The sequence below is a fragment of the Methylocaldum sp. RMAD-M genome, from assembly GCF_017832375.1.
Taxonomy (GTDB): Bacteria; Pseudomonadota; Gammaproteobacteria; order Methylococcales; family Methylococcaceae; genus Methylocaldum.
Genome location: NZ_JAFIBZ010000022.1, coordinates 69,900 through 78,249, shown reverse-complemented (window position 1 = coordinate 78,249; position 8,350 = coordinate 69,900). Strand labels below are relative to the sequence as shown.

The 8,350-nt window shown below is 64.8% G+C and carries 11 protein-coding genes; 9 read left to right on the top strand and 2 right to left on the bottom strand.

Going from position 1 to position 8,350, the window contains the following annotated elements:
* Positions 1–142 precede the first annotated feature (142 nt).
* On the bottom strand, positions 143–349 hold the full coding sequence (locus JOD69_RS18085; RefSeq protein ID WP_086132960.1) for a hypothetical protein: 207 nt from the start codon (positions 347–349) through the stop codon (positions 143–145).
* Between the two features lie 101 nt (positions 350–450).
* Positions 451–2,118: a tyrosine-type recombinase/integrase gene (locus JOD69_RS18080; protein ID WP_156881388.1), complete on the bottom strand. Its 1,668-nt coding sequence runs from the start codon at positions 2,116–2,118 to the stop codon at positions 451–453.
* 138 nt (positions 2,119–2,256) lie between these two features.
* Between JOD69_RS18080 and JOD69_RS18075 the strand changes: the two genes are divergently transcribed.
* From JOD69_RS18075 to JOD69_RS18040, 9 genes are all read left to right on the top strand, one after another.
* Positions 2,257–2,514 carry a hypothetical protein gene (locus JOD69_RS18075; RefSeq protein ID WP_210024135.1) on the top strand — a complete coding sequence of 86 codons (258 nt, stop codon included), beginning with the start codon at positions 2,257–2,259 and terminating at the stop codon, positions 2,512–2,514.
* Positions 2,504–3,406 carry a hypothetical protein gene (locus tag JOD69_RS18070; RefSeq protein WP_210024134.1) on the top strand — a complete coding sequence of 301 codons (903 nt, stop codon included), beginning with the start codon at positions 2,504–2,506 and terminating at the stop codon, positions 3,404–3,406. The genes JOD69_RS18075 and JOD69_RS18070 overlap by 11 nt, the downstream gene beginning before the upstream one ends.
* Complete coding sequence (locus tag JOD69_RS18065; RefSeq protein WP_210024133.1) at positions 3,403–3,639, top strand: WGR domain-containing protein; 237 nt, start codon at positions 3,403–3,405, stop codon at positions 3,637–3,639. Before JOD69_RS18070 ends, JOD69_RS18065 begins: the two co-directional genes overlap by 4 nt.
* A gap of 310 nt (positions 3,640–3,949) precedes the next feature.
* On the top strand, positions 3,950–4,084 hold the full coding sequence (locus JOD69_RS25120; protein ID WP_280859765.1) for a hypothetical protein: 135 nt from the start codon (positions 3,950–3,952) through the stop codon (positions 4,082–4,084).
* Positions 4,085–4,315: 231 nt separating this feature from the next.
* Positions 4,316–4,720, top strand: coding sequence for a DUF1924 domain-containing protein (locus tag JOD69_RS18060; protein ID WP_156881385.1), 405 nt, complete (start codon positions 4,316–4,318; stop codon positions 4,718–4,720).
* A gap of 10 nt (positions 4,721–4,730) precedes the next feature.
* Positions 4,731–5,207, top strand: coding sequence for a diheme cytochrome c (locus JOD69_RS18055; protein WP_210024132.1), 477 nt, complete (start codon positions 4,731–4,733; stop codon positions 5,205–5,207).
* A gap of 4 nt (positions 5,208–5,211) precedes the next feature.
* Complete coding sequence (locus JOD69_RS18050) at positions 5,212–5,907, top strand: cytochrome b/b6 domain-containing protein (RefSeq protein ID WP_156881383.1); 696 nt, start codon at positions 5,212–5,214, stop codon at positions 5,905–5,907.
* A 43-nt stretch (positions 5,908–5,950) separates the two neighbouring features.
* Positions 5,951–6,616, top strand: a complete 666-nt coding sequence (locus JOD69_RS18045; protein ID WP_156881382.1) for a response regulator transcription factor — start codon at positions 5,951–5,953, stop codon at positions 6,614–6,616.
* Entirely contained in the window at positions 6,613–7,977 is a 1,365-nt protein-coding gene (locus tag JOD69_RS18040; protein WP_156881381.1) for an ATP-binding protein, read from the top strand. The genes JOD69_RS18045 and JOD69_RS18040 overlap by 4 nt, the downstream gene beginning before the upstream one ends.
* Positions 7,978–8,350: the final 373 nt, after the last annotated feature.

Sequence of the window (8,350 nt, the reverse complement as noted above, 5' to 3'; positions counted from 1 at the left end):
AAACCCTGCTTCAACGGCTGGCGCGCGCCGCGGCGTTCGCTAAGCCTCGACCCGAGTGGCAAATTCGCTTGGCTGAAGTTCATCGCTAATCAGGTAGGGTTTTGAAATAACGTTCTCGAACAGTAACAGAGCACATTGAGTTCTAAAAACGGCTCGATGATTTCTTGAATGACCGGGTCCGATTTTCGCTCCGCCATTTGGATTGGGGCGGCAGAATGATCACCTCGTCCGGCAAAACCCACGTACCATTGATTTTCTCAGCGCCCACGATCCGTCTTTCATCGCAGAGGGCGCGCCGATAGCGCCGGGATCGTTTCAGTTCCAGCGCTGCTTGGGCAATGCTTTTCATCGGTTCGTCGTATCTCTCTCACGGGGTGGGTTTCGGAACGGATGGCTGGCCCGGCCGGTCCCAGGATAGTCTCATCGATCAGGTTGAACCGAAAGCGTCTTTCACTCCGGGGATTCCGGGGTAGCGCGGTGCCGCGACACGGTTTCCCGGTGGCGCCGCGCGCGTTCGGCCGACACGTAGCGCGAGGTCGTCGCCAGGCTGGCATGGCCGAGATTTTCCCGCACCGCCTCCAGCGGCACGCCGGCCTCCAGCGCGTGGGTGGCATAGCTATGGCGCAGCCAGTGGGTCGTGGCGCGTTCGAGGCGGGCGGCGCTGGCGGGATCTGTGGTAGCGCGCGCCCGGGCCGCCGCCCGGACGAAGCCCACCAGCGCGCGGTAGAGCCCCGAGGCGGTCAACGCCTTTCCATTGCCCCGGAGCCGGCCGACCAGCGGCACCGGCCGACTGCCCGCCCCCACCGGCTTCTCACCGCGCGCCCGCAGCTCTGCGTCGATTGCGGCCAAGAGCGCCTCGGAGACCGGCACCTCGCGTATCTTGCCCCCTTTTCCGGTCACCCGCAGCCACCAGTAATCGCCCTCCCCTACCGTCTCCCGGACGAGGTCCGCCGTCGTCGCCTGTACCAGCTCGCTGAGCCTCAGGCCAGTTTCATAAGCGAGGGTCAGGACGAAGACCAGGCGCCGCAAGCGGCGGGCGTCTTCGTCACTGCTTGCCTGTCGCGCGGCGTCCTCACCGTAGGCCAAGAGCCAGCGGAAATCGGCTCGCGTCAGGACCCGATTCGGCCGCTCGACCATGAGCCTGGATCGCGGCAGGCCATCGAACGGATTGGCTTCGAGATAGGCTTGGCGCACCAACCAGTCGAAGCAGGCCGCCAGCACCGACCGGGCGAGCCGCTGGCTGGCAGGCGAGAGGGCGCGGCGGAACGGGCGCCAGGCGGCGCTGCCCCGGGTCGCGCCGTAGGGGCCGAGCCAGTCGGGGTGGGGTTCACGCAGAAACCCGAGATAGGCCGCGCAATCGGTGGTGTCGGCATCGGACAGCGCCTTGCCGCGCTCGCGGAGGCAGTACACCAGGAACCGTTCCACCTCGCGCCGGTACTGGCGTCGGGTGCCGGGCCGGTCGGCGTAGAGCGAGAGCCAGGCTTCAACCGCCTCGAGATCCGTGTCGGCCACGATCCGGCAGCGCCGTTGATGTTCCCGATTGGCGCCCTGGCGCCCATCCAAGGCTTCGTGACCGATGTAGAGGGTTTTGAGGCCCGGATGGCGCGCCTCGCTCGGCGGTCTCGCAGCCACGGCCGGGAGCCCGCCCGGCATTGTCTTAAGACAAGCCTCGGCCGTACGGGCGATGGCGGGACCGACGCCGGGATAGCGCCGCCACCAGCGCGGCCCGTGGGCAGTCCTGGCGGCCTGGAGGTCCCCAAGGCGGGCGAGTCCCGCCGCGACGAGGGCCTGAGCGATGCGCGGGGCGAACCAGGCGTCGACCGGATCGGTGGGCTGCGGCACCGGCTCCGGCCGCGACGCCGCCCAAGCCACGGCGACGTGGGCCTTTTTCTGCCAGGCGGTCAGCCCGGCTATCGGCGGCTCGTCCGCGAACAGCGGGGCGAGTTCGGGACGGCCGAGGCGCTGGGCCTTGACGGCGAGGCGCTGGCGCAGCGTTCGGATCTGCTGGCGAGCGGCGAGGGCGTCGTCGGTGTCGAGGTACTGCTGGGCCAGAACCGGATACGGCAGGCGCTCGATCCAGCCGCGCAGGAGGGCGGTTTCGGTGGAATTCAGGGGCATGGCAGCGGTTTCAGACGTCAGACTGGGCTTATCCTAGCGCTTTCGTGTCAATTATGAAAAGAATAGTTTTCATGATTTTCATCATACTACATTCATAATATTCTATGTATTAGATATGATGTTATGTTATAAGTAGCCGTGTCTGTCTATCGGAGATTGCCCATGACCCTGCCCTTCGATCGGGACCCCGCCGCCTGCGCCATGCTGCGCGCCCTCGTCCACGACGCCGTGCTCGGCGCCCGTCGCGCCCCGACGCCCCGGGTCCAACGTTTTCACGGCTATGCCATCCGGTGGCGTCCCCTAGCATCCGGCCGAATCGAGGTCGTAATCAGCCAAGGGGGCGCCCCGTTCGAACGAACCGTCGTGCCCTTCCCCGGCCGCGCCAATGGCCGCTGACCGCAAACGCGACGCCATCGCCACCTACAACGCCGCCTACGCCGCCTGCGGGGAGTTGTGGTTCAAGGAGCATCTGAAGCCCACTGTCGCTCTGATCGGCCAGCGGATCGGCATTCAGCACAATGTCGTGATCTCGCGCGCGATCAAGGACTGGAAGGTCGATGTGGATTTCGAGCGGCTGGTCGAAGAGCGTATGGCGGCCGCCCGCACCGCTCAGTCGGCGCGCGATGCGCGGCTGGATCAGGCTCTCACCGGAGTGGTCCGGATGGCGCAGGAGGAGGCGCGGCGGGAGTTCGAGACGCTGCGGGAAGATCTGGAACGGGAGCGAACGGTGCTGCGCGCCGAAACCGACGCGGCCCGGACCGAGGTGGACCGGATCCGCCGGGAATGGGACGCCTACCGGAGCGCGGCCGAACAGGCGCGGACAGACCTGCTCGGCCAGTTGGCGCAACGGGATCAGGCACTTGCGACGCTGCGGGACTGCGAGCGCGGCCTCCGCGAGGCCCTCGCCGCCGCCGAGGCCCAGCGCGCAACGCAAACCGCTACGCTCGCCGAACGCGAAGCGGCCGCCGCGAAGACGCTCGAAACCCTGGAGCGACGCTTCGAGGCCGACCATGCCTGGCATCTGCAACGGATTGCGGAGGAGCGCGACGCCGCCCAGCGGGCGGCCGAGGACCGGATCGAACGCCTGCAGCGCCGGATCGGGGAACTCGAAACCGAGGCCCAGGCCGCCGCGCAGTTACGGGATCTGCTGCGCCGCCAAGCCGATACCCTCGCCGCCCTCCAGCGCGAGTGGGCGGCTTGGCGTCCCGGTTCTGACGCGGATTGGCGACCGAAGCCGTGGGCGCCGGACCGGAGTCGCCGCCCCGAACGATTTGGGAGACGTCGATGACCTCGAGCTATCTCAACGGGATCGATCTCGAGCGCAACATGGCCCGCTTCTACCGAATCACCGTCACACCCACCCTGTTCGGCGATTGGGCGCTGATCCGGGAGTGGGGACGGATCGGCTCGCCGGGAACGGTGCGAGAGGAGTGGTTCGAGACTGTGGAGCGGACAACACAGGCCGCCGGCAAACTGAATCGACAGAAACCGCGGCGGGGATACCCTGCGGTTGGCGGGTAAGGTCGGATTGTCCGCCTTGTGCGCGATATGACAGAAAACGCTGAGGCCCCACTCCCGTCAGGCTGGCCGCGTTTTTTCGATCGGCTACGTGTAGATGTAGTGGCCTGAGAACATAACGCACCGGAACCGAGACCATCCGCCGTTTCGGGACCGGATTCATTGAGTCTATCCGGCTGCTCGGAACCCCATTCCGTGAGAACGAGCCCACATTCACTGAGAACGGACCGAGAACATCCATCAGGAACCATGGGGTTGAGAACGGTTACAGCGGAATGAAAATGGTCGATTCATTTACCACCACAAAGACACCATGCAGCTCTATGTTCAGGTGTCCGTCAGCACGCGTCTATCCGTCCTATCCTGTCCGGATTTCCTGGACGCCAAACGCGTGCGCATCGGAACAGCGACAGCGCTTGCGGCGTTCCATGATCTCTTAGGTAGATAAACCCATGCCTTCCTCGGGAAGGCTCCTCAAACGTGAAACAGGAATATCACGGCGCCCCGAAGGTAGATTCGTTTCGCCCATCCGTGACACGAACTTCCAGGATGGATTATCTCTCCACCCTTCGAACGGTTGTCAGTTTCCGGCATCCTTTGTCGTCGGCAGCGTTCATAAGGTTCGCTTAATCTTCGCCGCGCATCATGGACTCCGATTCGATCCCGACGGAGTGCCCTTATGCGTTTCACCTTTTCGCTACCTTTGTTGCTCGCTGTTTCCGGACCTGCACTGGCTCAGCCGTCACAGGATTTACTGGCGGCTCTCGCCGCAGAGGCCCAACAGGCCGATCCGGCCTTTTCCGCCTTCTCCGCCAGTCGCGGCGAGGTCTTTTTCCGCGCCCGTCATGGCCGTGACTGGAGCTGCGCGACCTGCCACACCGACCACCCGGTTGTCCCCGGCAGGCACGCCGTGACCGGCAAACGGATCGAGCCGTTGGCACCCTCGGCCCATCCGGAGCGCTTCACACGTCCAAAGAAAGTCGACAAGTGGTTTCGGCGCAATTGTAACGACGTGCTGAAGCGCGCCTGCACCGCCGTCGAGAAGGGGGACGTGCTGACCTATCTTCTGAGCCTCGGGCATTGAGGAGGACGCCATGTCATACATGAAAATGCTTCGCATGATCATGGCTCCGACTGTCGTTTTTGGCGCAAACGGGTTGACCCAGGCCAGCGGACAAGTCTCCATACCGCCCGATCCGATCTACGTGCAGGAGTGCGGAAGCTGCCATGTACCCTATCCGGCGCGGCGGCTGTCGGCGGCGTCATGGCGGGCCGTATTGAACGGACTCGACCGCCACTTCGGCAGCGACGCCAGCCTGGATCCGGCCACGCTGAAGCCCATCGCCGCCTATCTGGAAGCCCAGGCCCGTCGTCGGGCCACGCTCGGCGAGGACGGACAGCCGCTGCTGCGCATCACCGAAACCCGCTGGTTCCGGCACGAGCACGAGGAGATTCCGGAGCGGACCTGGAAGCTTCCGACGGTCCAATCGCCCGCCCATTGCGAGGCCTGCCACACCGCCGCCGAGCGCGGAAATTACTCGGAACACGCCCTTCATTTACCCAGGGAGTAACCTCATGACTCAACGCATTTTGGTGTGGGACCTGCCCACGCGTTTTTTCCACTGGTCGCTGGCGCTGAGCTTCGCCGGCGCCTTTCTGACCGCCGAAAGCGAGCGCTGGCGCGATGTCCACGTGCTCTTAGGCTACACCGTGCTCGGACTGCTCGTCTTTCGTCTCGTCTGGGGGTTGGTCGGCTCGCGCTACGCCCGCTTCGCCGAATTCGTGCGCGGGCCAAGAGTGGTTCTGCAGTATGCAAAAGGACTCATTCGTGGTCGGCCGCCCCATTTCACCGGCCATAATCCCTTGGGTGCGGTGGCCATTCTCTTGCTTATAGGGCTTGGCATCGCCAGCGGCGTATCCGGGTGGCTGCTCTACGAGGAGTTGGGCGGCGACTGGCTGGAAGAGTTGCACGAAGGGCTCGCGAACGGGATGCTGGCCGTAGTGATCGTGCATGTGCTGGGCGTGCTGTTCAGCAGTGTAGTCCATCGCGAAAATCTCGTGTGGGCGATGCTGACCGGGAAAAAACACGGCGAGGCGAGGGACGCGATTCCCGGCGCCAAAACTTGGGTCGGTCTGCTCCTCATGATCGCGCTGGCCGGGGTCTGGGCGTGGAGCGGGTTCGGAGCTCTGAACCGAGGAGAACCCCAGGCGAGCCATGCCACCGCGGACCGGATCGGATGGGCGGAACGGGCTGATCGGGACGACGACTGATCCCATCCGCCTCCGCGCCGGCCGTCCGTAGTAAGATCGACCCATGAGAATCCTGATCGTCGAAGACGATGCGCTGCTCGGAGACGGCCTCCGGGCCGGGCTGAAGCAGGCGGGCTTCACGGCCGACTGGGTGCGGGATGGGGTATCGGCGCGCCTGGCCCTGGAAACCGAGCGGTTCGCGGCGGTGGTGCTGGACTTGGGATTGCCGAAACTAGCAGGGCTCGACTTGCTCCGGCAGCTCCGGGTGGCCCAGGACCCCGTGCCGGTGCTGATCCTCACGGCCCGGGACGCCGTGGCGGACCGCATCGCGGGCCTCGATGCCGGTGCCGACGATTACCTGGTCAAGCCCTGCGATCTCGGCGAACTCGCCGCCCGCCTTAGAGCGCTGATCCGGCGCTCGGCCGGCCGGGCGGCTCCGGCCATCGAAATCGGACCCTTGGCGGTCGATCCGGTCGCCCATGCCGTGACTTATCGAGGCCAACCGGTGGAGCTCTCCGGCAAGGAATTCGCGCTGCTCCACGAACTGGCCCGGGAGGCCGGCCGGGTGCTGTCCAAGGAGCAGCTCGTTCAGCGCCTCTACCCTTGGGATGAGGAAATCGAGTCAAACGCCGTCGAGGTACACATTCACCACCTGCGCCGCAAGCTCGCCCCCGAGGTGATCGTCACGCTGAGGGGCGTGGGGTACTTCCTGCCCAGGGACTTGACGTGAAACATGCGGCATCATCTCTCCGTTCGCGGCTGCTGATCGGGGTGCTGTCTGCCGTCGCGATCGCCTGGATCGCCGTGACCGCGTCCGCCTACCGGCAGGCCCGGCACGAATTGGACGAGCTGCTGGATGCCCATCTGGCCCAATCCGCCGCCATCCTGCTGGCCCAACTGTCCGAAGAGGCCGAAGAAATTGACCTCGAACACGTACCGCAACTGCATCGCTACGCTCGCCGCGTCGCTTTCCAGGTGTGGGAAAGAGGACAACGCTTGCGTCTACATTCCGTCTCGGCGCCTTCGACCCGGCTTTCCTCTGTCGACGAGGGCTTCAGCTTCGGAGACGCGGAAGGCCGGCGCTGGCGGGTCTTCAGCACCTGGGGGCACGAGCACGAGTTCCTGATCCAGGTCGCCGAGCAGATCGAGGCTCGTGACGCAATCAGCGGCGAAATCGCCGGCCATCTGCTGGCACCGCTGGGTGTTGCCCTGCCGCTCTTGGGGGTCGCTCTGGCGCTGGCGATCCGACGGGGACTCAAGCCCCTGGAGGAGGTGGCTCGACAGCTGGCCTCGCGCGATCCGTGCCGCCTCGAACCGCTCGAGGCAGAGCCGGCTCCGGCTCCGGCTGAGATCCGGCCCCTAGTGGACCGGATCAACGGGCTGTTCGAACGGATGAAGGAAACCTTGGAGCATGAACGCCGATTCACGGCGGACGCGTCCCATGAACTTCGGACCCCGATCGCCGCCATTCGGGCTCAGGCCCAGGTCGCTCAGGAAGCGACCAACGAGGCCGAGCGCCTCCGCGCCCTGGACAAGGTCGTAAGCGGCTGCGACCGGGCGACGCATCTGATCGAGCAATTGCTCACCCTGGCTCGGCTGGATGCCGGAACCTCGCCGTACCCCGAGAGTCGCTGCGATCTCGTGCCGATCGCCCGCGACGTTCTGGCCGAACTCGGTCCCTGGGCACACGGTCGAGGGGTCACCCTGGAACTCGTGGCCACGGATCCCATCCCGGTCAGCGGCAACGAAGCCTTGCTGCGGGTGCTGCTGCGCAATCTGGTGGACAACGCCGTCCGCTACAGCCCGCCGGGTAAAACGGTAACGATCCGGGCGCGCATGGATTCGGCGGGAACGCGATGGGAAGTCATCGATCAGGGGCCCGGCATTCCCTCCGCCGAACGCGAGCGGGTTTTGAGTCGCTTTTATCGGCTGGCCGGGTTCGAGGAGGGATCGGGCCTCGGCTTATCCATCGCCCAGCGTATTGCAGAGTTGTGTGGCGCGCAGTTAACTCTCCATGATGCCGAAGGACATTCTGGTGTTCGTGCGCTTGTGAGATTTCCGAAAACATCCGTAAGTGGCTCGACCACCTAACCCGCTCCACGGTGGCTGGATATGAGAGCATACCCATAATTCCAAGGGCTAGGGAAGCTCTGAATAAGTGGATTCCGTTCATGCCCTTCGACAGGCCTGCCCTGAGCCCTTCGACTCGGCTCAGGGCAGGCCTGTCGAAGGACTTAATCAGAGCTTCCCTAGGTTCAGGACGCGGCGAAGGGTGACATCATCGCCAAGAACGATTTATGGCCTAGCTGCTTGGGATGGCGCGGTCTAATTCTTCATCTAATCCGAGGACTCCCTCGCCCAGAAAAAATCCCCGATAGATCGGCCGGTGACGAATCCCTGCGAACTGGCACCCGGATCGGACGGTCTTAATTCGCGTCCCTGCAAATGCTAAACGAGAACGCCC

What these genes read in the sequence shown, in the direction of transcription:
- JOD69_RS18045 (WP_156881382.1), top strand. Translation starts at nt 5,951, where the DNA reads ATGAGAATCCTGATCGTCGAAGACGATGCGCTGCTCGGAGACGGCCTC.
- JOD69_RS18080 (WP_156881388.1), bottom strand. Translation starts at nt 2,118, where the DNA reads ATGCCCCTGAATTCCACCGAAACCGCCCTCCTGCGCGGCTGGATCGAG.
- JOD69_RS18085 (WP_086132960.1), bottom strand. Translation starts at nt 349, where the DNA reads ATGAAAAGCATTGCCCAAGCAGCGCTGGAACTGAAACGATCCCGGCGC.
- JOD69_RS18070 (WP_210024134.1), top strand. Translation starts at nt 2,504, where the DNA reads ATGGCCGCTGACCGCAAACGCGACGCCATCGCCACCTACAACGCCGCC.
- JOD69_RS18065 (WP_210024133.1), top strand. Translation starts at nt 3,403, where the DNA reads ATGACCTCGAGCTATCTCAACGGGATCGATCTCGAGCGCAACATGGCC.
- JOD69_RS18055 (WP_210024132.1), top strand. Translation starts at nt 4,731, where the DNA reads ATGTCATACATGAAAATGCTTCGCATGATCATGGCTCCGACTGTCGTT.
- JOD69_RS25120 (WP_280859765.1), top strand. Translation starts at nt 3,950, where the DNA reads ATGCAGCTCTATGTTCAGGTGTCCGTCAGCACGCGTCTATCCGTCCTA.
- JOD69_RS18060 (WP_156881385.1), top strand. Translation starts at nt 4,316, where the DNA reads ATGCGTTTCACCTTTTCGCTACCTTTGTTGCTCGCTGTTTCCGGACCT.
- JOD69_RS18050 (WP_156881383.1), top strand. Translation starts at nt 5,212, where the DNA reads ATGACTCAACGCATTTTGGTGTGGGACCTGCCCACGCGTTTTTTCCAC.